The organism is Nocardioides sp. YIM 152315 (assembly GCF_029210375.1).
In the GTDB taxonomy this organism is placed as follows: Bacteria; Actinomycetota; Actinomycetes; order Propionibacteriales; family Nocardioidaceae; genus Nocardioides.
On record NZ_JARGER010000044.1, the window covers coordinates 1 to 23,940 of the forward strand.

26 protein-coding genes and 1 tRNA gene are annotated in these 23,940 nt (G+C 73.9%); 13 read left to right on the plus strand and 14 right to left on the minus strand.

Annotation, left to right across the window (positions count from 1 at the left end; translation table 11 throughout):
- Positions 1-87 precede the first annotated feature (87 nt).
- Positions 88-1,149, plus strand: coding sequence for a YihY/virulence factor BrkB family protein (locus tag PZ894_RS21885; protein ID WP_275748053.1), 1,062 nt, complete (start codon positions 88-90; stop codon positions 1,147-1,149).
- Positions 1,150-1,155: 6 nt separating this feature from the next.
- On the opposite strand, the gene PZ894_RS21890 is transcribed toward PZ894_RS21885, so the two are convergent.
- Genes PZ894_RS21890 through PZ894_RS21900 form a run of 3 tightly spaced genes read right to left on the minus strand, consistent with a single transcriptional unit; the run spans position 1,156 to position 5,225 of the window.
- Positions 1,156-2,205: an NAD-dependent epimerase/dehydratase family protein gene (locus PZ894_RS21890; protein ID WP_275748054.1), complete on the minus strand. Its 1,050-nt coding sequence runs from the start codon at positions 2,203-2,205 to the stop codon at positions 1,156-1,158.
- Positions 2,206-2,234: 29 nt separating this feature from the next.
- On the minus strand, positions 2,235-3,989 hold the full coding sequence (locus tag PZ894_RS21895; RefSeq protein ID WP_275748056.1) for a SpoIIE family protein phosphatase: 1,755 nt from the start codon (positions 3,987-3,989) through the stop codon (positions 2,235-2,237).
- Between the two features lie 54 nt (positions 3,990-4,043).
- A complete protein-coding gene (locus PZ894_RS21900; RefSeq protein WP_275748058.1) occupies positions 4,044-5,225 on the minus strand; it encodes a zinc-dependent alcohol dehydrogenase in 1,182 nt (393 codons plus the stop codon).
- Positions 5,226-5,482: 257 nt separating this feature from the next.
- Here PZ894_RS21900 and PZ894_RS21905 point away from each other — a divergent pair, with 257 nt between their 5' ends.
- From PZ894_RS21905 to PZ894_RS21920, 4 genes are read left to right on the plus strand one after another with little or no spacing between them, the layout of a single operon-like run.
- Positions 5,483-6,313, plus strand: a complete 831-nt coding sequence (locus tag PZ894_RS21905; protein ID WP_275748060.1) for a sigma-70 family RNA polymerase sigma factor — start codon at positions 5,483-5,485, stop codon at positions 6,311-6,313.
- Positions 6,310-7,035, plus strand: coding sequence for a GAF and ANTAR domain-containing protein (locus PZ894_RS21910; RefSeq protein ID WP_275748062.1), 726 nt, complete (start codon positions 6,310-6,312; stop codon positions 7,033-7,035). Before PZ894_RS21905 ends, PZ894_RS21910 begins: the two co-directional genes overlap by 4 nt.
- Positions 7,032-8,012, plus strand: coding sequence for an LLM class F420-dependent oxidoreductase (locus tag PZ894_RS21915; protein WP_275748063.1), 981 nt, complete (start codon positions 7,032-7,034; stop codon positions 8,010-8,012). Before PZ894_RS21910 ends, PZ894_RS21915 begins: the two co-directional genes overlap by 4 nt.
- Positions 8,013-8,048: 36 nt before the next feature.
- A complete protein-coding gene (locus tag PZ894_RS21920) occupies positions 8,049-8,417 on the plus strand; it encodes a hypothetical protein (protein ID WP_275748064.1) in 369 nt (122 codons plus the stop codon).
- A 16-nt stretch (positions 8,418-8,433) separates the two neighbouring features.
- On the opposite strand, the gene PZ894_RS21925 is transcribed toward PZ894_RS21920, so the two are convergent.
- Positions 8,434-8,673, minus strand: coding sequence for a hypothetical protein (locus tag PZ894_RS21925; RefSeq protein ID WP_275748065.1), 240 nt, complete (start codon positions 8,671-8,673; stop codon positions 8,434-8,436).
- Positions 8,674-8,732: 59 nt separating this feature from the next.
- On the opposite strand from PZ894_RS21925, the gene PZ894_RS21930 reads away from it, so the two are divergent.
- Positions 8,733-9,416, plus strand: a complete 684-nt coding sequence (locus PZ894_RS21930; protein ID WP_275748067.1) for an HAD family hydrolase — start codon at positions 8,733-8,735, stop codon at positions 9,414-9,416.
- Here PZ894_RS21930 and PZ894_RS21935 read toward each other — a convergent pair.
- Positions 9,397-9,669, minus strand: a complete 273-nt coding sequence (locus tag PZ894_RS21935; RefSeq protein WP_275748069.1) for a hypothetical protein — start codon at positions 9,667-9,669, stop codon at positions 9,397-9,399. The genes PZ894_RS21930 and PZ894_RS21935 overlap by 20 nt on opposite strands.
- 116 nt (positions 9,670-9,785) lie before the next feature.
- Between PZ894_RS21935 and PZ894_RS21940 the strand changes: the two genes are divergently transcribed.
- Positions 9,786-9,965, plus strand: coding sequence for a hypothetical protein (locus PZ894_RS21940; RefSeq protein ID WP_275748071.1), 180 nt, complete (start codon positions 9,786-9,788; stop codon positions 9,963-9,965).
- Between the two features lie 31 nt (positions 9,966-9,996).
- On the opposite strand, the gene PZ894_RS21945 is transcribed toward PZ894_RS21940, so the two are convergent.
- From PZ894_RS21945 to PZ894_RS21955, 3 genes are read right to left on the minus strand one after another with little or no spacing between them, the layout of a single operon-like run.
- Positions 9,997-12,117, minus strand: a complete 2,121-nt coding sequence (locus PZ894_RS21945) for a xanthine dehydrogenase family protein molybdopterin-binding subunit (RefSeq protein WP_275748073.1) — start codon at positions 12,115-12,117, stop codon at positions 9,997-9,999.
- The gene (locus PZ894_RS21950; protein WP_275748074.1) at positions 12,114-13,094 is read right to left on the minus strand and encodes a xanthine dehydrogenase family protein subunit M; all 981 of its coding nucleotides are present in this window, start codon (positions 13,092-13,094) and stop codon (positions 12,114-12,116) included. The genes PZ894_RS21945 and PZ894_RS21950 overlap by 4 nt, the downstream gene beginning before the upstream one ends.
- 5 nt (positions 13,095-13,099) lie before the next feature.
- Complete coding sequence (locus tag PZ894_RS21955; RefSeq protein WP_275748075.1) at positions 13,100-13,603, minus strand: 2Fe-2S iron-sulfur cluster-binding protein; 504 nt, start codon at positions 13,601-13,603, stop codon at positions 13,100-13,102.
- A gap of 356 nt (positions 13,604-13,959) precedes the next feature.
- Here PZ894_RS21955 and PZ894_RS21960 point away from each other — a divergent pair, with 356 nt between their 5' ends.
- On the plus strand, positions 13,960-14,097 hold the full coding sequence (locus PZ894_RS21960; RefSeq protein ID WP_275748076.1) for a hypothetical protein: 138 nt from the start codon (positions 13,960-13,962) through the stop codon (positions 14,095-14,097).
- A gap of 2 nt (positions 14,098-14,099) precedes the next feature.
- Here PZ894_RS21960 and PZ894_RS21965 read toward each other — a convergent pair whose 3' ends face one another.
- The 3 genes from PZ894_RS21965 to PZ894_RS21975 all read right to left on the minus strand — a co-directional run bounded on the left by PZ894_RS21965 (position 14,100) and on the right by PZ894_RS21975 (position 17,217).
- Positions 14,100-15,779, minus strand: a complete 1,680-nt coding sequence (locus PZ894_RS21965) for a SelB C-terminal domain-containing protein (protein ID WP_275748077.1) — start codon at positions 15,777-15,779, stop codon at positions 14,100-14,102.
- Positions 15,779-17,092, minus strand: a complete 1,314-nt coding sequence (gene selA / locus PZ894_RS21970; protein WP_275748079.1) for an L-seryl-tRNA(Sec) selenium transferase — start codon at positions 17,090-17,092, stop codon at positions 15,779-15,781. Before selA ends, PZ894_RS21965 begins: the two co-directional genes overlap by 1 nt.
- Positions 17,093-17,122: 30 nt before the next feature.
- Positions 17,123-17,217 (minus strand) — tRNA-Sec (locus PZ894_RS21975).
- A gap of 48 nt (positions 17,218-17,265) precedes the next feature.
- Here PZ894_RS21975 and selD point away from each other — a divergent pair.
- Positions 17,266-18,255, plus strand: a complete 990-nt coding sequence (gene selD / locus PZ894_RS21980; RefSeq protein ID WP_275748080.1) for a selenide, water dikinase SelD — start codon at positions 17,266-17,268, stop codon at positions 18,253-18,255.
- A gap of 9 nt (positions 18,256-18,264) precedes the next feature.
- Here selD and PZ894_RS21985 read toward each other — a convergent pair whose 3' ends face one another.
- The gene (locus PZ894_RS21985; protein WP_275748082.1) at positions 18,265-19,212 is read right to left on the minus strand and encodes a TIGR03557 family F420-dependent LLM class oxidoreductase; all 948 of its coding nucleotides are present in this window, start codon (positions 19,210-19,212) and stop codon (positions 18,265-18,267) included.
- 32 nt (positions 19,213-19,244) lie between these two features.
- Here PZ894_RS21985 and PZ894_RS21990 point away from each other — a divergent pair, with 32 nt between their 5' ends.
- Together PZ894_RS21990 and PZ894_RS21995 are read left to right on the plus strand one after the other, a co-directional pair.
- Entirely contained in the window at positions 19,245-20,213 is a 969-nt protein-coding gene (locus PZ894_RS21990; RefSeq protein ID WP_275748083.1) for an iron-containing redox enzyme family protein, read from the plus strand.
- Positions 20,210-20,416, plus strand: a complete 207-nt coding sequence (locus tag PZ894_RS21995; RefSeq protein WP_275748085.1) for a CDGSH iron-sulfur domain-containing protein — start codon at positions 20,210-20,212, stop codon at positions 20,414-20,416. The genes PZ894_RS21990 and PZ894_RS21995 overlap by 4 nt, the downstream gene beginning before the upstream one ends.
- 1 nt (position 20,417) lies before the next feature.
- Here the strand turns inward: PZ894_RS21995 and PZ894_RS22000 are convergent, their stop codons facing one another.
- Positions 20,418-21,041, minus strand: coding sequence for a methyltransferase (locus PZ894_RS22000; RefSeq protein ID WP_275748087.1), 624 nt, complete (start codon positions 21,039-21,041; stop codon positions 20,418-20,420).
- A gap of 1 nt (position 21,042) precedes the next feature.
- Positions 21,043-21,675, minus strand: coding sequence for an NAD(P)H-dependent oxidoreductase (locus PZ894_RS22005; RefSeq protein WP_275748089.1), 633 nt, complete (start codon positions 21,673-21,675; stop codon positions 21,043-21,045).
- 107 nt (positions 21,676-21,782) lie between these two features.
- Here PZ894_RS22005 and PZ894_RS22010 point away from each other — a divergent pair, with 107 nt between their 5' ends.
- Positions 21,783-23,156 (plus strand): PQQ-binding-like beta-propeller repeat protein, encoded by a 1,374-nt coding sequence (locus PZ894_RS22010; protein ID WP_275748090.1) that lies wholly within the window; start codon positions 21,783-21,785, stop codon positions 23,154-23,156.
- 79 nt (positions 23,157-23,235) lie between these two features.
- Positions 23,236-23,937: a response regulator transcription factor gene (locus PZ894_RS22015; RefSeq protein ID WP_275748091.1), complete on the plus strand. Its 702-nt coding sequence runs from the start codon at positions 23,236-23,238 to the stop codon at positions 23,935-23,937.
- Positions 23,938-23,940: the final 3 nt, after the last annotated feature.

Below are 23,940 nucleotides of genomic sequence, written 5' to 3' on the forward strand. Positions count from 1 at the left end.
GCTGCCTCGCGTGCTGCCTCGCGTGCTGCATGGAGCCCCTGGGGACGGGCACTGTCGGTGCAGGAGCCGGCCGAGGAGGAGAGAGCGATGGCAGCAGGGACTGCGCAGCACCGCGGGAGCGCCGACGACGCACCCGGCCCCGACGATCCGCGCAAGCCGGACTCGCCGACAGACCTGACCAAGCCCTCGTGGCTCTATGTGCTGCGTAAGTCGGTGCGCGAGTTCTCCGACGACGAGTGCACCGACCTCGCCGCCGCCCTGACCTACTACTCGATCCTCGCGCTCTTCCCTGCCGCGATCGCGCTGCTGTCGCTCGTGGGGCTGGTCGGCCAGGGCGACGAGACCGTCGACACGCTGCTGCAGATCCTGCGCGACCTCGGCGCCTCCGGGGCGGCCGACACGCTCGAGCCCACGCTCACCGAGCTGGGCAGGACGCAGAACGCCGGGCTCGGGCTGCTCCTCGGCCTCGCGCTCGCCCTGTGGTCGGCGTCCGGGTACGTCGGGGCCTTCGGGCGCGGCATGAACCGCATCTACGAGGTCCCCGAGGGCAGGCCCATCTGGAAGCTGCGCCCGGCGATGCTGCTCGTCACGCTCCTCACCGTCGTCCTGACGGCGATCGTCGCGCTGGGACTCGTGCTCACCGGCCCCGCGGCCCGGGCCGTCGGCGACGCGGTCGGTCTCGGTGACACCGCGGTACAGGTCTGGAACATCGCCAAGTGGCCGGTCCTCCTGGCCTTCGTCATCCTCATCGTGGCGCTGCTCTACTACGCGACACCCAACGTGAAGCAGCCGCGCTTCCGCTGGGTCAGCATCGGCGCCGTGGTCGCGATCCTCACCTGGGTGGTGGCGTCGGCGGCGTTCGGCTTCTACGTCGCGAACTTCTCCAACTACAACCGCACCTACGGCTCGCTCGCCGGGGTCGTCGCGTTCCTGCTGTGGCTGTGGATCACCAACCTCGCCCTCCTCTTCGGCGCCGAGCTCGACGCCGAGCTGGAGCGGGGCCGCGAGCTCCAGGCGGGCATGCCCGCGGAGGAGATCATCCAGCTCCCCGCCCGCGACACCCGCAAGAGCGACAAGGCCGCGCGCAAGGCACGCGACGACGTCGAGCGCGGGCGCCGGCTGCGGGAGTCGCGCGGCAACCCGGACTGACCGGACCTACGGTCGCGGCCGCTGCCCGACAGGTCCGCGGCGCAGCGCGCGGCGTACGCCGTCGGCGATCGTGCGCGGGCGCAGCACCTCGCTGCTCCCGTGCTCGGCGGAGGCCATCGCCTCGACCATCGTGGCCAGCACCGCCGTGGCGTCGTGCCCCGGCACCCAGCCGAGCTCGGTGCGGGCGCGACTCGCGTCGAGCAGCGGCACGTGGTAGGCCATGTCGATCCATCCCGCGTCGACCGGCTGGAGGTGGGCCCGCCAGGACAGGTCCGCCGCCGCACGCACGACCGGGAACGGCACGTGCACCGGCCGCGCGCCCAGCGCGGCGGCGACGTCCGAGCGGTCCAGCACCGGCTCGGTCACCAGGTTGAAAGGCCCGGGTGCCCTCGCCTCGATCGCCAGCGCGATGGCGCGGGCGACGTCGTCGGCGTGCACGACCTGGAGGGTCAGCCGCCGGTCGAGCGGGAGCACCGGCACGTGCCGCACCGCAGCCGCCGGCACCAGCGTCGGCAGGAAGTAGCGGAGCTGCGCGCTGCCGGCGGCGCGCTGGCTGATGATGCCGGGCCGGGTGCGGGTCACGACGACCTCGGCGCGCCCCTCGAAGGTGTCGAGCAGGCGCTCCGCCGTCGCCTTGTGCCGGCTGTACGGCGAGGCGGCGATGCCCCCGGTCGGCCAGTCCTCGCGCACCGGCTCCGTGCCGCGTCGGGGCGAGTACGCACCGATCGACGACTGGTGCACGAGGTGCGGCACGCCCGCCGCGGCGACCGCGTCGAGGACCCGTCGGGTCCCCCCGACCCCGACGCTCTCGAGGTAGTCGATCCGGTGCGTGGGCTGGAACCCCCACGCGAGGTGGACGACGGCGTCCGCGCCGCGGAACGCCCTCACGAGGTCGTCGTGGCAGTCGCTCGACAGGTCGGCCCGCACCCAGTCGGCCGGGTCGGCGTCCTCCGGTGGCCGCCGCACCACACCGACGACCTCGTGCCCGTCGTGGTGCAGCCGTCGTACGACGGCGCTGCCGACGTTGCCGGTCGCTCCGGTCACCGCGATGCGCATCGAGACCTCCCCAGGTCGGACGAGTCGGGTCAACAGTCGTAGGGGACCTGCACCAGCTCGAGCACGTGCTGGGCCGCAGACCCCGGCGGCGCGATCAGCCGCACCTCGCCATCCGTCCGGGCCTGCAGGAGCACCTGGATCCCGGCACTGCCGAGCAGGCTGACCCCGGCGAGGTCGACCTCGACGGGTCGAGTGCCGCCCTGCGAGCTGCGGTCCAGGGCCACGCGCAGCTCGGCCGCGGCATCCCGCCCGAGGTCACCCGCCGGCCGCAGCCGGGTGCCCTCGACGTCGAGGCTGAACCGCCGGCCCGCGGGCAGCCGGTCGGGCTCCGTCGGCACGGCGCGCAGCAGGGCGGCCGGGCGCGTCGGGTGGTGCCGAACCACGGCGCGGGTGCCGCCGCCGTCGCGGTCGAGGACGAGCTCGTCGGCGAAGCCGCGCACCATCGCGAGCCCGCGCCCCCGGTCGGGACGGTCCTCGCTCCACTCACGCCACCGGCCGTCGTCGTCGACGCGGACCTCGAGCACCCCGTCCGGGCGGAGCTCCGCGCTCAGTCGGACCTCGTCGTGCACGCCGGGATCATCGTAGGCGTGCTCCAGCGCGTTGGCCACGAGCTCGCCCACGGAGTGGCGCACGGACAGGTCGTCGAGCGTGCCGACGTGGAGCCGTGACAGCCAGGCGGCGAGCTCGGCGCGCGCGACGCGGGCCGTGTCCGGGATCGCCGGGAGCACCAAATCGAGCGGCGGCACCGGCGCGACCCGCTGGAGGGCGAGCACGGCGATGTCGTCGACGAACCCCGTCCTCCGGGTCAGCACCTCGAGCACCCGGCGGCACACCCGGTCCACGAGCTGCTCGTCGGCGGAGTCGGTCCCGAGCGGGCCGGGCTCACGCACCGTGTCGCCGGCGACGCGCAGCAGTTCGACCGTGCTCTGGGCGGGGGTGCGCCCGGGACGCTCGAGGAGGCCGTCGCTGTAGAGCAGCACGAGCTCCCCCGGGTCCAAGTGGTGGGCGGCGACCGGGAACGAATCCGCGCCGGAGCCGAGGAGAGCCGCGCCCGAGACTGGCAGGTACGTCGCGTTCCCGGCTCGGTCGACGACGACGGGCGGTGGGTGCCCCGCGGTGCAGTAGGCGAACCCTCCCGTCGCGGGGTCGAGGATCGCAGCGCAGGCCGTGACGATCCGGGGGTCCGACATCCGCCGGACGCGGCGATCCAGCCTGCCGAACGCCGCCCCGAGATCGCCGCCGTCCCGGATCCGTTCGTCGAACACGGTGCGCAGCTCGGTCATGAGCGTGGTGGCCTCGATCCCCTCGCCCGTGACGTCCCCGACCGAGACCGCGACCCGACCGTCGTCGAGGGTGATCGCGTCGAACCAGTCCCCACCGGCGCGGTCGTCGGCGAGCAGGTATCGAGCGGAGACCTCGACACCGTGCGCCACCGGGAGTCCCTTCGGCAGCAGCGCGTCGTGGAACTGCAGGACCAGGTCGGCGTCGTCCGTCGGGCGACGCGTCGGCCCGGCATCGGCGGCGCCGACGGCGTCGACTCCGACCGCGAGGACGGCCGACGGCGCCGTCCCGCCCCGGCTCAGCGGCGAGAGGGTGACGTCGTAGTCCGGCACGTCGTGCACCCATCCGGGCATCGCCTGACCGATGGTCGGCTCACGGAGTGCCGCCCTGGCCGTCGCGTTCAGGGCCACCAGCCGCTCGTCGTCACCCTCGGTGATCACCAGCAGCACCGGTAGCTGATCGAACGCTGCCGCCAGCGCCTCCATGCGTTGCTGCTCCTTCATGCGGGCCTCCTGCCCTGCGCCACCCCCCTGTGTGCCTTCCTGGCACCCTTCGGATCAGGGGCGGAAGACAACCTTCACCATGCCATCCTCCTTGTCGCGGAACTTCCTGTACGCCGAAGGCGCCTCGTCGAGCGGCAGCCGGTGGGTCGCGAACGACTCGACGCCGAGCCGGTCGTCGTCCTCGTCGAGCACCGCGAGGATGTCGTCGCTCCACGCGCGCACGTTGGCCTGGCCCATCCGCAGCTGCACCTGCCTGTCGAAGAGCTGCATCATCGGCATCGGGTCGGCGGCGCCGCCGTACACGCCGGAGATCGAGATGGTCCCGCCGCGGCGCACGGCCTCGATGGCCAGGTACAAGGCCGCCAGGCGGTCCACTCCCGCGCGGGTCATCACCGCGCCGGCGACCTTCGCCGGGAGCAGGCCCAGCGCCTTGTGCGCCGTGTGGGCGATCGGGGAGCCGTGCGCCTCCATGCCGACCGCGTCGATCACGCTGTCGGCGCCCCGGCCGCCGGTGAGCTCGCGCACCTGCTCGGGCACGTCGTCCACCGCGTCCAGGTCGATGGTCTCGGCTCCGCGGCCGGCCACCCGCTGCAGACGCTCGGACACCCGGTCGACCACGATCGCGCGGTGGCCCCGGTGCATCGCGATCCGCGCCGCCATGTCGCCGATCGGGCCGGCGCCGAGCACGAGGACCGTGCCACCGTCCGGGATCGCGGCGTACTCCACCGCCTGCCACGCGGTGGGCAGCACGTCGGAGAGGTAGAGGAACCGCTCGTCCGGCGGTCCGTCGGACACCTTCATCGGCAGGAAGTCGGCGAAGGGGACCCGGAGCAGCTCGGCCTGCCCACCGGGCACCTGGCCGTAGAGCTTGCTGTAGCCGAAGAGGCTCGCGCCCGTGCCGTGCTCGCGGTTCTGCGTGGTCTCGCACTGGCTGTAGAGCCGCCGGTCGCACATCCAGCAGGACCCACAGCTCACGTTGAACGGGACGACCACGCGGTCGCCCGGGCGCAGGTCGCTCACCGCGGAGCCCACCTCCTCGACGATGCCCATCGGCTCGTGGCCGACGATGTCTCCTGGCGTCATGAACGGGGTCAGCGGATCGTAGAGGTGCAGGTCGGAGCCGCACAGGCCGGTGCTGGTGACGCGCACGATCGCGTCCGTCGGCTCCTGGATCGTCGGGTCCGGCACCTCCTCGACCCGCATGTCCTGCCGACCCTGCCACGTCACAGCCTTCACGCCAGCCTCCTCGCTCGAATGCCGTCTGGTACCCATGCAGCGCGGCGGGAATCGACCCGTGGGGGTGAGGGCGGGTTTCGCTCGGAAGGGGCAGGGTAGGAGCCGATCAACGGACGGACAAACCCGCGTCGGCAACATCCGGGCAACCTTGCGATCCATGGCGGCCCCGGTAGCGTCGCTGATGAGTCCGGACCCGGCGCCATCCTTGCTGAAGAAGCCGGCAAGGCACACCATCACGACCGAGATGGAGTAGCCCCATGGCACAACTCGCACGACCTTCCCCGCTGCTGCCATCCCTGCCCGAGGCAGGCACCCACTCCGGCGACTGCGGCCTGACCCGGGCCGAGCGCGGCGAGCAGACCGCCGCCCTCCTCCGGGCCGCGCACGAGGCCTCCGACCCCGACGAGGCCGACGCCCTGCGCGCCCGCGTCGTCCTGATCAACCGCGGAGTCGCCGAGGCGGTGGCGCGCCGCTATCGGCAGCGCGGCCTGCCCCAGGACGACCTGAACCAGGTCGCCTATGAAGGGCTCACCAAGGCCGTCACCCGGTTCGATCCGACCCTGCGCAACGACCTCCTCACCTTCGCCGTGCCGACGATCCGCGGCGAGCTCCAGCGCTACTTCCGTGACCAGGGCTGGACCGTGCGCCCTCCGCGCCGGATCCAGGAGGTGCAGAGCCACGCCCACGCCGTCGTCCGCGAGCTCGAGCAGCGGCTCGGCCGCGAACCCAGCGATGAGGAGGTCGCGAGCGAGCTCGACATCACGCCCGAGGAGTACGGCGAGGCCATGGCCGCGCTCGGCTGCTTCCAGCCCGCCTCGCTCGACCTCCCGGTCGGCGCCGACACCGCCACGCTCGGCGACCTGCTGCCCGACGCCGACGGCGACCACGACGCCAGCGACGCCCGGCTCATGCTCGAGCCCGTCGTGCGTCGCCTCTCCGAGCGCGACCGGCGCATCCTCTACCTGCGGTTCTTCGAGGACCTGACCCAGGCCGAGATCGGCGAGGACCTCGGGGTGACCCAGATGCAGGTGTCCCGGCTGCTGTCGCGGATCCTCGGCGGCATGCGAGAGGAGCTCGAGGAGGAGTGACCGACGAGCGGCGCCTGGCGGAACGGTTCGCCGCGCTCAGCACCGACCTGTCGAGCGAGACGCGCGAGGACGTCACGTTCGAGCTCATCGTCCGCCGCGCCGTCGAGGTGATCCCCGGCTGCGACGTCAGCAGCATGACCCTGCGCAAGCGCCGGGGGCGGGTGGAGACGATCGCCGCCACCGACGACACGGCCGAGGCGATCGACGCCGTCCAGTACGCCGTCGGCGAGGGGCCGTGCCTCGACGCCGCGTTCGAGCGCGGCAACGTCGTCGTGGCCGACGTCGGCACGGACCTCCGGTGGCCGCACTGGGCAGCCCGGGCGACCGAGCTGGGCGTGGGCGCGGCGATGGCGATCCGGCTGTACACCGCACGCGAGACCCTCGGAGCCCTGAACCTCTACTCGCGCACCCGTGGGGCGTTCGACGACGAGGCCGTCGACGTCGCGCTCATCTTCGGGGCGCACGCGACGCAGGCGATGAGCAAGGCCAGGCTCGTCAGCGGGCTGGAGAGCGCTCTGGAGTCGCGGCACGTGATCGGCATCGCCCAGGGCGTGCTGGCGATGAGGTACGGCATCTCCTACGAGCGCGCCTTCGAGGTGCTGCACCGCTACTCCAACGACACCAACACCAAGCTGCGCGACGTGGCGGCCCGGGTGCTCGACCAGCGCGACCTGCCCCAGCGTGACAACGATGCGATCGAGGTGGGTACCGACGCGTCATGACGGGATTCGGATACACCCTCATGACCGAGCAGAGCGGACCGCGCGAGCTGGTCCGGTACGCCGCGACCGCCGAGGAGGTCGGCTTCGACTTCGAGGTGATGAGCGACCACTACTCGCCGTGGCTGACCGAGCAGGGGCACGCGCCGTACGCCTGGACGACGCTGGGCGCCGTGGCGCAGGCGACGTCGCGGGTCGGCCTGATGACCTACGTGACCTGTCCGACCCTGCGCTACCACCCCGCCGTCGTCGCCCAGAAGGCGGCGACGCTGCAGGTGCTGGCCGAGGGCCGCTTCACGCTCGGCGTGGGCACCGGCGAGAACCTCAACGAGCACGTGGTCGGCGAGGGCTGGCCGGGCGTCCAAGACCGCCACGAGATGCTCCGCGAGGCGGTCGGGATCATCCGGGCGCTGCACACCGGCGACCTCCTCGATCACCGCGGCGAGTACTTCCAGGTCGACTCGGCGCGGGTCTGGGACGTGCCCGAGGAGGGGGTGGAGATCGGCATCGCCGTCGCCGGTGACCGCGCGATCGAGACCTTCGCCCCGCTCGGCGACCACCTGATCGGCGTCGAGCCGGACGATTCCCTCGTCTCGGGCTGGAACGCCGTCGACGGCGCGCGCCGGATCGGCGCGGGCGCCCGCGCGATCGGCCAGATCCCGATCTGCTGGGACCCGGACGAGGAGACCGCCGTGCGGAGGGCGCACGAGCAGTTCCGCTGGTTCGGTGGAGGCTGGCAGGTCAACGCCGACCTGCCGACGCCGGCCGGATTCGCCGGCGCTACCCAGTTCGTCCGCCCCGAGGACGTCGCCGACGCGATCCCGTGCGGCCCCGACCTCGACAAGGCGGCCGAGGCGATCACGGCGTACGTCGACGCGGGCTTCACCGACGTCGCGATCGTGCAGATCGGGGACGAGGGTCAGGAGCGCTTCCTCGCCGAGGCGGCCGGCCCGCTGCTCGAGCGGCTGCGATCTGGCTGAGCGTTTGCGGCGGCGGGTGACGGGAACCGGGCCCACATGGGCGCAATCCTGGTCCCGCTGATCGTGCTCGCCGTGATCCTGGTCGTCGCGGTGATCGGCATCCGCTCCTGGGCGGGTCGGCGCAACGCCGTCGCCGACGACCTCGCCGAGCGGCGGACACCGACGCTCGACTACGTCGTGCCGCCGGGGCAGGACCCGGTAGTCCTGCTGACGGCGCTCTCGGCCGACGGCTACTCCGCGACCGAGGACCCGCGACGGACCGATCTCGTGCACATCTCGTGCCCGGCCGGGCTCGACCGCGACCGCGCGCGGGTCCGGGCGACCATCCAGGCCGTGCACACCACCGCGGTCGAGACGGGAGCGCCGATCGAGTCCGGCCCGGTGAAGTTCGTCGACGAGCAGTAGCCCAGCGATCACTGGTTCAGCGATCCTCCGGGCGGGCGGCGTCGGCGATCGGCTGCTCCCGCGGAGGGTCGTCGTACTGACGCCGCTCGGCCTCGTCGAAGTCCGCCTGCTCCGGCCGGTTGCGCTGCTCCTGCGGGTCGAGGTCCACACGTTCGGCGGCGTCGGCCCCCGGCAGGTCCTCCTCCTGGGGCACGCCCTCTGCCTCCAGTGGGCGGTGCTCCTCGACCGGCTGCCTGGTGTGCTCGCGCTCTCCCATGTGCGGCCGGTACCCGCGCCCGTGTGTCGCATGCCGCCTCGGGTGGGTACCGCGGCGCCATGGACACCTCCACCGCCGCGGTCCTCCTCGACATCGACGGCACGCTGGTCGACTCGACGTACCACCACGCCGTCGCGTGGCACCGTGCCTTCGCCCGTCACAACGTCACGTTGCCCATGGTGCGGATCCATCGGGCGATCGGGATGGGCGGGGACCGCCTCGTCGCCCACGTCGCCGACCAGGCGACCGAGGACCGGCTGGGTGATCAGCTGCGTGACGCGTGGCGGGAGGAGTACCTCACGCTCCGGCACGAGGTACGGCCGCTCCCCGGCGCCCGGGAGCTGGTCGGCACGCTGCGCACGCAGGGCTTCCGCGTCGGCCTCGCGTCGTCCGGCGACCCGCAGTTCTCGCGGGAGGCCGTCGACCTGCTCGGCGTCGGCGACGACATCGAGCTCCTGACGACCTCGGAGGACGTGGACTCGTCGAAGCCGGACCCTGACCTCGTCGGAGAGACGCTGGCGCGGCTCGGGGGTATCGAGCAGGCGGTGCTCGTCGGCGACACGGTCTACGACGTGGAGTCGGCCGCCCGTGCGGGCCTCGCGTGCGTCGCGCTCGGGTCCGGCGGCGTCAGCCGGGCGGAACTGCTGGAGGCCGGCTCCCCGATGGTGGCCGACCTGCCGGAGGACCTGCTCGGCGTCGACTGGCCGGTCTACCTCTCGTCGGTCACACCCCCAGCTCCCTGAGCACCCGGTCGACGTCGCCGCCGTGCCGGCGGAGCACGCTGACCCGGCACCCGTCGGACCGGTCGCACGCGGCCACGATCGCCTCCGCGACCGACGGTGCCAGCGACACGACCGCCGTCAGGTCGAGGATGAGCACGGGTCGCCTGCCGGCGACGGCCGCCAGTGCCTCCTCCACGGTCGCCAGGTCGTCCCCGCCGCACCGGCCGGCCAACCGCAGCCGGTGCTGGCTCGGCTCCCAAGTGATCGCGCGCATCCTCCTCGCCTCCCTCCCCGGACGGAGGTGTCCGCAGCGTGCCCGGCCGGTACCCAGCCTCGTCCCCGTGTACGTCGTGCCGGTCGTGGGAACTGGTCGGCGTGGACCCCGACGACATGACTCCGTCGCAGAAGGCTCGCTGGATCGGGATCGTGACCATCGGCGGGATCCTGGTGGTCCTCGCCGTGTTCCTCGCGATCACCTGGCTGCGCGGCGACCCGACGAACAACCGCGAGGAGAACCAGCCCTCGCCCTCCTCCTCGAGCGCGGCACTGCGCCCCGATCAGGCGCGCTGAGGCTCCGGGCACCTGTAGCCGGCACGGCCGGTCACTCCAGGAACCGGTCGGCGGTGATGGGGATCGAGCGCACTCGGACGCCGGTCGCGTGGTGGGTCGCGTTCGCCACCGCGGCGGCGGTGCCGACGATGCCGATCTCGCCGATGCCCCGGGATCCCATGGGTGTGAACAGCTCGTCGGCCTCGTCCAGCCACTCCGCGTCGACGTCGAGCACGTCGGCGTGCGACGCGACGTGGTAGGTCGCGAGGTCCTGCGTGACGACGTGCCCGAAGCGCGGATCGCGCCACGACTCCTCGAATAGCCCGGCGGAGAGGCCCATCACCAGCCCGCCGACGAGCTGCGACCGTGCGGTGACGGGGTTGACGACCCGGCCGACGGAGTAGGCGCCGAGCAGCCGGGGCACCCGGATCTCGCCGGTCCAGCGGTGGACGCGCGCCTCGGCGAAGACCGCCCCGAACGAGTGGAAGGCGTACTCCTCGGCCGCCGGATCGGCCGCCGCCGACGCGGTCGTCTCCACACCCGCGTCCGGTCGGTCACCATGGTCGGCGCGGAAGCGCTGCGCCGCTGCGACGATCGCGCTCCCCCACGAGCTCGTGCCGCTCGAGCCGCCCGCCACCGAGGCCGGCGGGAGTCGCGTGTCGGCGATGTCGAGGTCGACGTGGTCCGGTGGGACGCCGAGCGCGTCCGCGGCGATCTGGGTCAGCACGGTCCGCGCGCCGGTGCCGATGTCGACGCAGCCGATCCCGACGGCGTACCTGCCGCCGTCGAGCGCGCTCACCCGCGCGGCGTTGCCGGGCATCCTCATCGCGGGGTACGTCGCCGACGCGACGCCGGTGCCGACCCACCACTCGCCGTCGCGCGTCGCCCGTGGCTCCGAGGGCCGCGACGACCAGCCGAACCTCTCGGCGCCACGTCGCAGGCAGTCGGGCAGGCGCCGGTCGTTGAAGGGCTTGCCGGTCTCTGGGTCCGTGTCGGGCTCGTTGCGGATCCGCAGCTCGATCGGGTCGACGCCGCAGGAGACGGCGAGCTCGTCCATCGCGACCTCGTGGGCGTACATGCCCGGCATCTCGCCGGGAGCTCGCATCCACGACGGCACGGCGACGTCGAGCACGGCGAGCCGGTGGCTGGTGCGCCGGTGCGGCGCGGCGTACATCATCCGCGCGGGCGAGCCGGTCTGCTCGGCGAACTCGCGGACCCTCGAGGTCTGCTCCTGCACCCGGTGCTCGATCGCGGTCAGCCGGCCGTCGGCGTCGGCGCCGAGTCGCAGGTGCGAGATCGTGGCGGTGCGATAGCCGGTCAGCGCGAACATCTGCTGCCGGGTCACCGCCAGCCGCACCGGGCGGCCGCCGGTCGTGCGGGCCGCCAGCGCCGCCGCCATCACGTGGGCGTGCGCCTCACCCTTGCTGCCGAACCCGCCGCCGACGTACGGCGCCCGCACCCGCACCTGGTCAGGATCCAGGGCGAGCATCGGCGCCAGCGCCTGCACGACGCCGTGCACTCCCTGGCTGGAGTCGAACATCGACAGCACGTCGCGCCCGTCCTCCTCGGTCCACCACGCGGTGGTCGCGTGGGGCTCGAGCGGGTTGTTGTGCTCGTAGGCGGTGCGGTAGCTCTGCTCGACGACGATCGCCGCGTCGGCGAGCGCGGCGTCGACGTCGCCCTCGTCGGTGTCGGTGTCCATGTCGGGGTTGACCGAGTCCGGCCTGTGGGTCGCGTTGTCCTCGCGGAGCTCGGCCTCGTGGGGCTCCTCGTCGTACGAGACCTCGACGAGCGCCGCGCCCTCGCGCGCCGCCTCCGGCGTCTCGGCGAGCACCAGCGCGACGATCTGTCCGCGGAAGTGCACCTCGGCGTCCTGGAGGATGGCCAACTCGCCGTTGTCGGTGTCCGCGAGCCGCGGGGAGCTCGTGTGGTCGACGACGCCCACGACGTCCGGATGGGCCAGGGCGGCCCGGGAGTCGACGCCGACGACGCGTCCCCGCGCGACGGTCGACTGCACGAGCCAGACGTGGAGCGGATCGACGATCCCGGCGGACTCGCCGTGCTCGACGGCGTACGTCGCCCGGCCGGTCACCTTCTCGATCCCGTCGACGCGGTCGAGGCGGCTCCCGACGCTGTGCACGCGCAACGGGGTGGTCTGCTGCTCGACGGTCACGCGACCTCCTCCTCGGCGAGCTGCGTCAGGGTGAGGACGGTGGTGTTGCGCAGCATCGGCACCTTGTACGCCGTCTGCGGGGTGGTCTCGGCGGCGCCCAGCTCGTCGTCCACGGCCGCCCGGACCGCGTCGGCGGTGAGTGCCTGCCCCACCAGGGCGGCCTCGGCACGCCGTGCGCGCCAGGGCTTGTGCGCGACGCCGCCCCACGCGATGCGCACGTCCTCGACCACGCCGTCGGTGACACGCACGGCTCCGGCGACCGAGACCAGCGCGAACGCGAACGACGCCCGATCCCGCACCTTCCGGTAGGCCGATCGCCGGGCCGCCTCGGTCGTCGGGACCTCGACGGCCAGGATCAGCTCGTCGGGGCCGAGCGTCGTGTCCGTCGCCGCGTCGTCCCCCGGCAGCCGGTGCAGCTCCTCGAACGGGATCCGGCGCTCGCCGTCGGCCCCGAGGAGGACGACGCTCGCGTCGAGCGCGGCGAGCGCGACCGCGAGGTCGGAGGGGTGCGTCGCCACGCAGGCCGGACTCGCCCCGAGGATCGCGTTGTAGCGGCCGTAGCCCTCGAGGGCGGAGCAGCCGCTACCGGGTTCGCGCTTGTTGCAGGGAGTCGTGACGTCCTGGAAGTAGACGCATCGGGTGCGCTGCAGCAGGTTGCCGCCGGTCGTGGCCTGGTTGCGGATCTGGCCCGACGCGCCGGCCAGCAGTGCCCGGCTCACCAGCGGCAGGCGGGAGCGCACCAGAGGATGCGAGGCGAGGTCGCTGTTGAGCACGTTCGCGCCGACGCGCACCCCGCCGTCGTACGTCTCGACCGCGTCCAGCGGCAGCCGGCGCACGTCCACCAGCGTCTCCGGGGACGCGACGCCCAGCTTGAGGTGGTCGACGAGGTTGGTGCCGCCGGCGAGGAACCGCGCACCCGGACGCGCCGCCACGGTGGCCACGGCCTCGGCCGGCGTCGCCGGCCGGACGTACTCCATCGCCCTCATCCCTGCGCCGCCTCACGCACCGCGGCCAGGATGCCGGGATAGGCGCCGCACCGGCACAGGTTGCCGCTCATCCGCTCCCGGATCTCGTCGTCGGTGAGCTGCACGTCGGCCTCGAGGTCGTCGGTCACGTGGCTCGGCCGGCCCTGCTTCGCCTCGTCGATCGCGCCGACCGCCGAGCACACCTGGCCGGGGGTGCAGTAGCCGCACTGGAACCCGTCGTGGTCGAGGAACGCCTGCTGCACGGGGTGCAGGTCCGCGCCTCCCAGCCCGTCGGCGGTGACGATCTCCGCCCCGTCGTACGCGACGGCGATCGCCAGGCAGGTCAGGTGCCGCCGGCCGTCGAGCAGCACCGTGCACGAGCCGCATTGACCGTGGTCGCAGCCCTTCTTCGGTGAGGTGACGCCGACCCGCTCACGGAGCGCGTCGAGCAACGTCGTGCGGGTGTCGACGTCGACGGAACGGTCGGTGCCGTCGACGGTGAGGTGGATCGTGGCCTCCATGCGGGCGCGGTACCCACGCCTCCGGATGCCACGCGGCTACCGACCAGGTGGCGCCGGCTCCGGCTCTGTCGGCGGGTCCCCCGGGTCGATCGGCTCCGGGTCGCCGCTCGGCACGACCTCGGGCTCCGGCAACGGTTCCTGTGGTGTCGTGGTCATGCGCCTGCGGTACCCACGCCGACCCGCCGCAGTCGGCGTCGGTGGTGGACAACAGGCGCGCCAGCGCCTGCCGCGAACCACCATGGTTGGTCGGGCGGGTGGTCGGGTACGTCGAGCCTGGCGCGGTGCCCCACCGGGAAGGTCCAGTTCCACCGCAGGACGTGACGTATGGGGTGGGGGCAATCGGGTACGGCGCCTCCATGGAAGAGACCCCGATCTGCGCCTCGGTCGAGAAGGACCTCGAGATCACGGTGGACGAGCTCGCCACGGGCGCGCCGCTGGCGACGGCGCCCGCGGACGCGGCGACGCCGGACGGAGACCGCATCTCGGGCAGCTGAGGTCAGCGCAGGCGGCGCCGGTCGTCCGGGAGCCGCACGGTCCGTCCGCTGCGGTCGAGGTGGGCCAGCAGCGGCAGCGCGACCCGTCGACTCGTGCCGAGCGCCTGACGGGCGGCGCTCGTCGTGAAGGGTTGCGGGAGCGTCGCGAGCACCTCCACGGCACGCTCGTCGGCGCCGGGGAGGAGCACGACCCGGTCGTCGACGCGCAGCAGGTGGCCCGACCGGTGGAGTCTGGCGAGCGCCGCGGCGTCCAGTCCGAGCTCGTCGAGACGGCCGGCCTCCGGTGCGGCGAACCCGGAGAGCTCCCCGCGCAGCGTCTCCGCCGCCGCGACCAGGGCGGCGGGCAGCTCGCCCGGCCCGACGATCCGGCCCTCCTCGATCCGCAACGGCTCCACCACGAGCGCGTCGACGATCACGGGATCCGGCAGGCCGAGCGCGCGCGCGGCCCCGGCCGGCGCCGCGGGGCCAGCCGCGACGAGCGAGACCAGGCACCGGCGCAGGTCGGCCGCGCGGGCGGCGTCGACGAGCCAGTCCCCCGCGACCACCGCGCCGGCCGGCAGCGGCTCGACGGGAGCCCCGATCCGCGTCAGCAACGAGCGGCGTACGACGCCGCGCAGCCGTAGCTCGGCCTCGGGTGTGCCGTCGTGGGAGGCGATGTCGCGCCGCCGTCGCGGGGGCGCCGGGTCGAGCACCCGCACTCCCCAGATCCGGCGACTGCCGGGATCGCGGAGCACGGCGCGGTCGCCGTACCGCAGCGGAAGCGGCCGCTCGAGACGGAGCCGTGCGACGCCCGGCGCGAGCACGTGGGCGCGGCTGCCGAGATGGGCCGAGCCGACGTGCAGGACCGGGTGCGCGGGCAGCCTCTCCGGGCCGGAGAGGCGGACGTCGACCACGGCGCTCGGCTCGAAGGCCCCGAGCGTGGCCAGCGCGGTTCCCCGCCCGACGGCGTCCGGCGCCCGGCCGCCGAGGTCGAGCGCCACCCGGGCGACGCCGGCGACCGACGGCCGTGGCGTGCCCAGCGACTCCAGGCCGCGCACGCGGACCTCGGCGCCGTCGCCGGCCAGCACGTCGCCCACGGAGACGGTGCCGGCGGGCAGGGTCCCGGTCACGACCGTTCCGGCGCCCCGGACGTGGAAGCGCCGGTCGACCCACAGCCGTACGTCGGCGGCGGGGTCCGGTGCGGGCACCGACGACAGCACGCCGGCGAGCGTCGATCGCAGCTCGTCGAGCCCGGCGCCCGTGTGCCCGCTGACCACGACGGCCGGGATGCCGTGCAGCGACGTGGTGTCGACCTCGGCCCGGGCGCGCGCCAGGGCGGGCGCGGGGTCGGCGAGGTCGGCCCGGGTGACGACCAGCACGCCGTGCGTGACGTCGAGGGCGTCCAGGGCCGCCAGGTGCTCGGCGGCCTGCGGCATCCAGGGGTCGTCGGCCGCGACGACCAGCATCGCGACCGGCACCGGCCCCACGCCGGCCAGCATCGTCGTCACGAACCGCTCGTGGCCGGGCACGTCCACGAACGCGACGTCGCCGACGCCCGGCAGCGTGGTCCAGCAGTAGCCGAGCTCGATGGTGAGCCCGCGTCGCTTCTCCTCCGCGAGCCGGTCGGGATCCTGTCCCGTGAGTGCCCGGACCAGCCTCGACTTGCCGTGGTCGACGTGGCCGGCGGTGGCGACGACGTGCATCAGCCCTCCGATCGACCGGCCGCCCGGAGCACCGCCGCCGCCAGCGCCTCGTCGAGCTCTCCGGGCACGGTCAGCAGGTCGAGGTGCAACCGGTCGTCGTGGACATGGCCGACCACCGCTGGATCTCCCAGCCGCAGCGGCGCGGCCAGCGCCGGCGGGAGCACCACGGCCGCGCTCGGCAGCAGTACGCCGGGCGCGCCGCCGCCGCCGACACGCCCCTGCGAGGGCGCCGCCGACGCGAGGTCGCCGATCCGCGTCGCCAGCCGGGCGGCGCGAGCCAGCAGCTCGTCGGGGCGGGCCGCCAGCACGGACGGCACGGGCGGCACCGGCCCGGTCAGCGTCGCCTCGAGCGCGGCGAGCGTGAGCTTGTCGACCCGGAGCGCCCGGGCGAACGGGTGCCGCCGCAGCCGCTGCACGAGCCCGGCATCCCCCAGCAGCAGCCCGCACTGCGGGCCACCGAGCAGCTTGTCTCCGGACGCGGTCACCAGGTCGGCGCCGTCCCGGAGCACCGAGGACGCGTCGGGCTCGTCCGGCAGTCGCGGGTGCGGGGCCAGGAGCCCGGAACCGATGTCGACCACCAGGGGGACGCCCAGCCCGGCGAGCTCGGCCACGGAGACCGCGGAGGTGAACCCCTCGACGCGGAAGTTCGACGGATGCACCTTCAGCACGAACGCCGTCGAGGCACCGATCGCCGCCTCGTAGTCGGTCACCCGGACCCGGTTGGTCGTCCCGACCTCGCGCAGCCGGACACCCAACGACTCCAGCAGCTCCGGGATCCGGAAGCCGTCGCCGATCTCCACGAGCTCACCGCGCGCGATGACCACCTCGCGGCCCTGATCCCGCTCGGTCCCGGCGAGCGCGCACGCGACCAGCGACAGTGCCGCCGCTCCGTTGTTGACGACGTGGACGCCGCCGGCGCGGGGCACCGCGGCGGCGAGGGCCGCGAGCGCGCCGCGACCGCGCGGTCCGCGCAGCCCGGACGAGAGGTCCAGCTCGACGTCCGTCGCACCCGCGGCCCGGCGTACCGCCTCGACCGCGGCCTCGGACAGCGGTGCGCGGCCCAGGTTGGTGTGGACGACGACACCGGTCGCGTTGATGACCGGCCGCAGCGTCGTCGCCGCGTCGGGAAGGGCGCGGAGCACGCACGGCACCACGTCGTCCGGGGGGACCTCGCCCCGACGACAGGACTCGAGCACCTCGACCACGACCGACTTGACCCGCCCGCGGCCGAGCCGCAGCACGGCCGCCGCGACGTCGGGATCGGCGAGGACCGCGTCGGTGCGCGGCGTACGACGACGCGGGTCGTCGGTCACGGGCGACTCCTCTGCCGGGGCCGGGATGCTTGGCGGAGGCGGACGGGAATCGAACCCGCCTGGCCGGCGTGACCGGCCACTACGGTTTTGAGGACCGCGCCCGTCACCAGACGAGGAACGCCTCCGCAGGGAACCTTAGTCGGCCGTCGGGACCGGTCGGCCAAGATGGAGGGGTGACCACCAGCGCCGACGTCCGATTGACCCAGTACGCCGCGGGAGGGGGCTGCGCCTGCAAGGTGCCGCCCGGCGAGCTCGAGCGGGTGTTGTCCGGCATCGCCCCCGCGACCGGCGAGGACCTGCTCGTCGGTGTCGAGCACGGCGACGACGCCGCGGTCGTCCGCCTCAACGGCGACCGCGCGGTCGTGCTGACCGCCGACTTCTTCACCCCGGTCGTCGACGACCCCTACGACTGGGGCCGGATCGCCGCCGCCAACGCGCTCTCGGACGTCTACGCGATGGGCGGCGAGCCGGTCGTGGCCGTCAACCTCCTCGCCTGGCCGCGCGACAAGGTGCCGTTCGACCTCGCGGCCGAGGTGCTGCGCGGCGGCGCCGACGTCGCCCGCGCCGCCGCCTGCCATCTCGCCGGCGGACACAGCATCGACGACCCCGAGCCGAAGTACGGCCTCGCCGTGACCGGCCTCGCCGACCCGGCCCGGCTGCTGCGCAACGACGCGGGCTCCGCCGGCACACCGCTGACCCTGACGAAGCCGCTCGGTCTCGGAGTGCTCAACAACCGCCACAAGGCGACCGGCGAGGTCTTCCCCGAGGCGGTCGAGATCATGACGACGCTCAACCGGGACGCCGCGCGCGCGGCGCTGGACGCCGGTGCGACGTGCGCCACCGACGTCACCGGCTTCGGCCTGCTCGGCCACCTGCACAAGCTCTGCCGGGCCAGCGGGGTCTCGGCGGTCCTCGACTCCGCAGCCGTGCCGTACGTCGAGCCCGCGCGCGCGTCGTACGCCGCCGGCTACGTGCCCGGCGGCAGCCGTCGCAACCTCGAGTGGGTGCACGCGCACGTCGAGGCGGAGGTGGACGACGACGAGCTCCTGCTGCTCGCCGACGCCCAGACCTCCGGCGGCCTACTGGTCGCCGGCGAGCTGCCCGGGCACCCCGTGATCGGCGAGCTGGTCCCGGCAGGGGACAGCACGATCACCGTCCGCTGAGGGAGCGGGTCAGGCGAACTCCGGCAGCACGTGCTCGCCGTAGAACTCGATCATGTCCTGGTGGTGCGGTCCCATGTTCGCGACGTAGAGCTCGTCGTAGCCGGCGTCGGCGTACGTGCGCACCTGGTCGAGGTGCTGGTCGAGGTCAGTGCCGGCGACGACCGACTCGCGGGTCGAGTCCATCGTCACGAGACCGGTCGCCTGCTCGAAGTGATCGACCGTGGGCAGGATCTGCGCCATCTCGCCCGGCAGCCCGGCGTTCGGCCACAGCCGATGGGCGTGCTCCCAGCCCTCCTCCCGGGTGGGCGCGAAGGCGACCTTCGCTCCCGCCTGCGCCGGACGCCCGCCGGAGACCTCCTTGAAGCGACCGACGAGCTCGGGGTCCGGCGAGGTGCCGATGTAGCCGTCGCCGATGCGGCCGGCGACCTCGGCGGCCTTGGGCCCGAAGGCCGACACGAAGATCTCCGGCGGCACGTCGGGGACGTTGTAGATCCGGGCGTGCTCGACCGTGTAGTGCCGCCCGCGGTGGCTGACGACCTCGCCCGTCCACAGCTCCCGGATCAGCCCGACCGCCTCCTCGAGCATCTCGAGACGTACGTCGAGGGTCGGCCACGGACCGCCGAGGATGCTCTCGTTGAGCGCCTCCCCGGTGCCGACGCCGAGCGTGAAGCGACCGCCGAGCAGCTCCGCGCAGGTGCCCGCGGCCTGCGCGATGATCGCCGGGTGGATCCGCACGGTCGGGCAGGTGACGGCCGTCGTGACGTGCAGGTCGCACACGTGGCCGATGGCTCCGATCATGCTCCACACGTGCGGGCTGTTGCCCTGCTCGTTGTTCCACGGGTGGAAGTGGTCGCTGATCCAGAGCCCCTGGAAGCCCGCCTCCTCCGCCGCCCGGGCGTGGGCGAGCAGCTCAGCGGGGCCGTACTCCTCGGTCGACAGGAAGTATCCGATGCGCATGGCGGCCCGGTACCCGGGGGTACCCCGAAGACATGCGACCGCCCCGGCTCCCCGATGCTCGCGGCCCCCTGACCGAGGAGCTCCTCGCCGCGCTGCGCGCCGGCACCGACGAGTTCCTCGGCGTTCTCGCCACGGCCCCGACCGCGACCGGCGAGGACGCCGCGCTCGCCCTCTGGGTGCTCCACGAGCTGCACTACCGCGGCTTCGCGGAGGTCGACGACCGCTTCGAGTGGGACCCGCAGCTGATCCGGGTGCGCACGCTGCTCGAGCGCGACCTCGAGGCCCGGCTGCGCGCCCGCTTCACCCGGCCCGAGGGCCTCTCCTTCGTCGACGACGTGTTCGGCTGGATCGACGACCACGACGGCGTCTCCCTGGCCCGCCACGTCCACCGCGACGCCGACCGCGACCAGGTGCTCGACCTGCTGCGCGCCCGCTCGCTCTACCACCTCAAGGAGTCCGACCCGGCGTCGTGGCTGGTCCCCCGGCTCGGCGTACGCGCCAAGGCGGCGCTGATGGAGCTCCAGTACGACGAGTACGGCGACGGCGACCCGAACCGGCTGCACCACCACCTCTTCGCGCTCGGCATGGCGGCGTGCGGGCTCGAGCCGGCCTACGACGCCCACTACGACGCCGTGCCGCCCGAGGCGCTGGAGCAGAGCAACGCCCTGTCGATGGTGGGGCTCCAGCGGCGGCTGCGCGGCGCCGCGCTCGGGCACCTCGCCGCCTTCGAGGCGACCAGCTCGGTGCCGTCGCGCCGGATGGCGCAGGGGCTCGAGCGGCTGGGCTTCCCCGACGAGCTGGTGGGCTACTACACCGAGCACGTCGAGGCCGACGCGGTCCACGAGCAGCTGGCCGTGCGCACCGTCTGCGGGGCGATGCTCGCCGAGGAGCCCGAGCTCGAGGATGACCTCTGGTTCGGCGCCTTCACCTGCCTCGACCTCGAGGACCGCTTCGCGCGGGCGATGCTCGACCGGTGGGGCGTCTCGGAGGTGGCGGCGTGAGGTGCTTCGAGCATCCCGACGTGATCCTGTGCCCGGGCGGGCCGATGCTGCTGCGCGGCCAGCACGCCGTCGAGGACGCCGACGGCCTCCCCCACGAGACCACCCGGCCGGTGACCGCCGTCTGCCGGTGCGACAAGTCGGCGTCCTACCCGTGGTGCGACGGCACCCACAAGTCGCTTCCGCCCCGGCTGCGGCCCGCGTGACCTACGCGAGGTCGAGGCGTACGACGACCCCGCGGTCGTAGCGCCGCACCTCCACGACCTCTCCGGCGTCGACGGTGTCGAGCAGGTCGACCTGCTCGACGGTCCCGAGCTGCAGCAGCACGCTGCCGCCGGGGAGCAGGTGTCGGCGGGCGACGGCAAGGCAGGTCCGGGCGACGGCCAGGCCGTCGTCTCCCCCGTCGATCGCCCTCAGCGGATCCTCGGGGTAGCGGTCGACGTCCGCGCGGCGTACCCACGGCGGATCGGCGATCACGACCGGGAACCGCTCGTCGTCGCCCAGCACCTCGTCCACGGGACCCTGCCGCACCTCGACGCGGTCGGCGAGCCCCGCGTCCGTCGCGTTCTGCCGGGCGAACCCGCACGCGACCGGATCGACGTCGACGCAGACCAGCGACCGGTCGGAGCCGGACACGGCGAGCAGCCCGATGTGGCCGGCGCCGGCGCAGAGCTCGAGCACCCGGCCCGGCGGCGCGGCCCGCATGACCTCGGCGGCCCACTCCGACTGGGCGGCCGTCCAGGCGCGCGGGCGCAGCACGCGGTGGTCGAAGCTGATCCGCAACGGGCCGAAGGCCGTCGTCTCGACGGTCCCGGCGCCGGTCCCGGCCACGTCAGCCCTCCGGCGGGCCGGGGTACGGCGCGGCCGCGAGCAGCCGCGCGAGGTGCACGGCGTGCCGGGCGGCGGACTCGGTGGTCGTCGCGGTCTTCTCCGGAGTCTCGTCGTGGTCGAGGTAGTCGACGCCCTGCATCGCCTCGCCCACCCAGTAGGTGCCGGCATTGGCCGCCACGCTGAAGCCGGTGTCGTTGACCGCCTGCAGCACCTCCGCCACGACGTGGTGGGCACCGTCCTCGTTGCCGACGACCGCGACCACCGCGACCTTCCCCTCGGTGAGCATCCGGCCCTGGTCGTCGGTCTCGCCCAGCTCGGCGTCGAGCCGCTCGAGCACCAGCTTGCACACCGAGGACGGCTGACCCAGCCAGATCGGGGTCGCGATGACGAGGATGTCGCTGGCGAGCATCTTCTCCCGGATGCCCGGCCAGGCGTCGCCGTCCCCCTCGTCGGTGCCGACCCCGAACCGCACGTCGTGGTCGACGACCCGCACGACCTCTCCGGTGACGCCGAGCTGCTCGAGCTCGTGCAGCACCTGCTCGCCCAGGAGCTGTGAGCTCGACTCGGCCGGCGAGGCCTTGAGGGTGCACACGAGCACGAGGGCTCGCAGGGCGGTGTCGGTCCCGTTGGTCATGGCCACTCGGTGCCCGTCGCGCGCGGGCGCATGCGACCGCCGGGGATGGAACCGGCTGATCTAGAGTGGCCGCCCGCCCACCCAGGCGCGACGAGAGGTGCTGGTTCGTGACGCTGGAGTCACCCCCGTTCTGCCCCCACTGCGGCGAGCCGCTGTCCCCGAACGTCGGCTACTGCCCCCGGTGCGGGAAGGACGTGTTCAGCGAGCCGGCGCCCGAGCCGGTGGACGCGCCGGAGGTGATCGTCCTCGACGAGCCCGCCGCCGAGTCCGTCGGGCCCGAGCCCGCCCCGGAGGAGTCGCGGCGCCGCCGGCGTACGGCGCTCCTCGCCGTGGGGGCCGTGGCCGTCGTCGCCGTCGGCGGGACCGGCTGGGCGATGCTGCGGGGCGGGGGCGACGACGACGGCTACTGGTCGGACCGGCTCGCCCAGCCCCGCGCCGTCGCGACCGCACCCGACCTGGCGTGGAGCTGGGACGCCGGTGACGACGTGCAGCAGGTCGTCACCTCGGGCTCCCGGACGTACGTCGCGACGATGGGCGGCCTCACCGCGCTGGACGCCGACGGCGACGCCGTCTGGACGTCGGACCTGCGCCGCGGCAGCTACGTCCAGGTCCCTTCCGGGGAACCCGGCTACCTGCTGACGATGTCGTTCGAACCCGTGGTCGTGGTCGCACTCGACGCCGGCGACGGCTCCGAGCTCTGGACCGCCCCGGGCGCGGCCTACGACGTCGTCGGCGACCACGTCGTCCTGGTCGACGACGGCGTGGTCCGCGTGCTCGACGCCGGGACGGGGCGGGAGCAGTGGACCGCCGAGTCCGACAGCGGCGCGGTCACCGGACCGGACGCGGTCTACGTCGTCGCGGACGACCACCTCCGCCGCCTGGACGCCGACACCGGTGACGTGGACTGGTCCAGGGAGCTCGCACCGGGCAGCGCGTCGGTCGGCTTCGGCGGGGTCACCGTCGCCGACGGGTTCGTGGTCGCTGCCGGCACCGACACGGCCCGCGCCTTCGACAGCGACACCGGCACGGTGCGCTGGACCGTCGAGGTCGGTGCGCCGACCGGAGGCACCGGCCCCACCACCGGGTTGATGACGCGGTCGACGGTCTACGTGTGGGGCGCGGAGCCGGGGCGGGCCGCGGTCTACGACGAGGACGGCCGCGCCGGCTCGGTGCCGGCCGAGACCGAGGACGGGTTCTACGCGTTCCCGGTGCACGGCCCCGACGGCGACCACACGATCTCCGGCGACGGGACGGTCTACGACGACGAGCTCGAGAGGGTCGGCACGAGGCACCCCCAGCAGTTCGCGCTGAGCGGCGAAGGCGTCTACGACGTCGGTGGCCGGGCACTGTCGTTCACCCCGTTCGGTGCGACCGAGCCGGCGTGGGAGCTCGACCTCGACCTCGGCGTCTCCGACCGGGTCACCGCCGGAGACGGCCACGTCGTCGTCGCGAGCGGCTGGACCGTCAGCGACTACCGCTGACCACCCGGACCGTCCCACCACCTGAGGCGGCGGTCGGTTCCCCGACGAGGCCGGGCCCGGCATGGCATCATCCGTCCCCATGGAAGGAGTTGCCGGGCCGGTGCGTCGCGCCGTCGTGGTCGAGGACGATCGCGACATCCGTGAGCTCATCACACACACGCTCACCGACCTCGGCCTGGAGGTCACCGCGGTCGACGCCGGGCCGGACGGGGTCGAGGCGGTCCGCCGGCTGCGACCCGACCTGGTCACCCTCGACCTCGGCCTCCCCGGCATCGACGGCATCGAGGTCTGCCGGCAGATCCGCGAGATCAGCGACGCCTACATCGTGATGGTCACCGCGCGCGCCGACGAGATCGACCGGCTGCTCGGCCTCGAGACCGGCGCCGACGACTTCATGGCCAAGCCGTTCAGCCTCAAGGAGCTCCAGGCCCGCGTGAACGCGATGTTCCGCCGGCCCCGGCCCAGCGTCACCCCGGTGGGCGACCCCGACGTGCTGGTGCACGGCGGACTGCGCGTGGACGTCCCCGCCCGGCGGGTCTTCCGCGACGGCCAGGAGCTCCCGCTGACCCGCACCGAGTTCGAGCTCCTGGCCGAGCTGATGCGCAGCCCGACGAAGGTCGCGACCCGCGAGGACCTGCACACCGCGGTCTGGGGCACCCCGTGGATCGGCGACACCCACGTCGTCGAGGTGCACGTCGGCAACCTGCGCCGCAAGCTCGGCGGCTCGCGCTACATCCGCACGGTGCGGGGCGTCGGCTACCGGATGGAGGAGCCGGCCTAGCGC

Coding starts and splice junctions, on each gene's coding strand:
- PZ894_RS21885 (WP_275748053.1), top strand. CDS start 88: ATGGCAGCAGGGACTGCGCAGCACCGCGGGAGCGCCGACGACGCACCC.
- PZ894_RS21890 (WP_275748054.1), bottom strand. CDS start 2,205: ATGCGCATCGCGGTGACCGGAGCGACCGGCAACGTCGGCAGCGCCGTC.
- PZ894_RS21895 (WP_275748056.1), bottom strand. CDS start 3,989: ATGAAGGAGCAGCAACGCATGGAGGCGCTGGCGGCAGCGTTCGATCAG.
- PZ894_RS21905 (WP_275748060.1), top strand. CDS start 5,483: ATGGCACAACTCGCACGACCTTCCCCGCTGCTGCCATCCCTGCCCGAG.
- PZ894_RS21915 (WP_275748063.1), top strand. CDS start 7,032: ATGACGGGATTCGGATACACCCTCATGACCGAGCAGAGCGGACCGCGC.
- PZ894_RS21920 (WP_275748064.1), top strand. CDS start 8,049: ATGGGCGCAATCCTGGTCCCGCTGATCGTGCTCGCCGTGATCCTGGTC.
- PZ894_RS21925 (WP_275748065.1), bottom strand. CDS start 8,673: ATGGGAGAGCGCGAGCACACCAGGCAGCCGGTCGAGGAGCACCGCCCA.
- PZ894_RS21930 (WP_275748067.1), top strand. CDS start 8,733: ATGGACACCTCCACCGCCGCGGTCCTCCTCGACATCGACGGCACGCTG.
- PZ894_RS21935 (WP_275748069.1), bottom strand. CDS start 9,669: ATGCGCGCGATCACTTGGGAGCCGAGCCAGCACCGGCTGCGGTTGGCC.
- PZ894_RS21940 (WP_275748071.1), top strand. CDS start 9,786: ATGACTCCGTCGCAGAAGGCTCGCTGGATCGGGATCGTGACCATCGGC.
- PZ894_RS21950 (WP_275748074.1), bottom strand. CDS start 13,094: ATGGAGTACGTCCGGCCGGCGACGCCGGCCGAGGCCGTGGCCACCGTG.
- PZ894_RS21955 (WP_275748075.1), bottom strand. CDS start 13,603: ATGGAGGCCACGATCCACCTCACCGTCGACGGCACCGACCGTTCCGTC.
- PZ894_RS21960 (WP_275748076.1), top strand. CDS start 13,960: ATGGAAGAGACCCCGATCTGCGCCTCGGTCGAGAAGGACCTCGAGATC.
- PZ894_RS21965 (WP_275748077.1), bottom strand. CDS start 15,779: ATGCACGTCGTCGCCACCGCCGGCCACGTCGACCACGGCAAGTCGAGG.
- PZ894_RS21985 (WP_275748082.1), bottom strand. CDS start 19,212: ATGCGCATCGGATACTTCCTGTCGACCGAGGAGTACGGCCCCGCTGAG.
- PZ894_RS21990 (WP_275748083.1), top strand. CDS start 19,245: ATGCGACCGCCCCGGCTCCCCGATGCTCGCGGCCCCCTGACCGAGGAG.
- PZ894_RS22005 (WP_275748089.1), bottom strand. CDS start 21,675: ATGACCAACGGGACCGACACCGCCCTGCGAGCCCTCGTGCTCGTGTGC.
- PZ894_RS22015 (WP_275748091.1), top strand. CDS start 23,236: ATGGAAGGAGTTGCCGGGCCGGTGCGTCGCGCCGTCGTGGTCGAGGAC.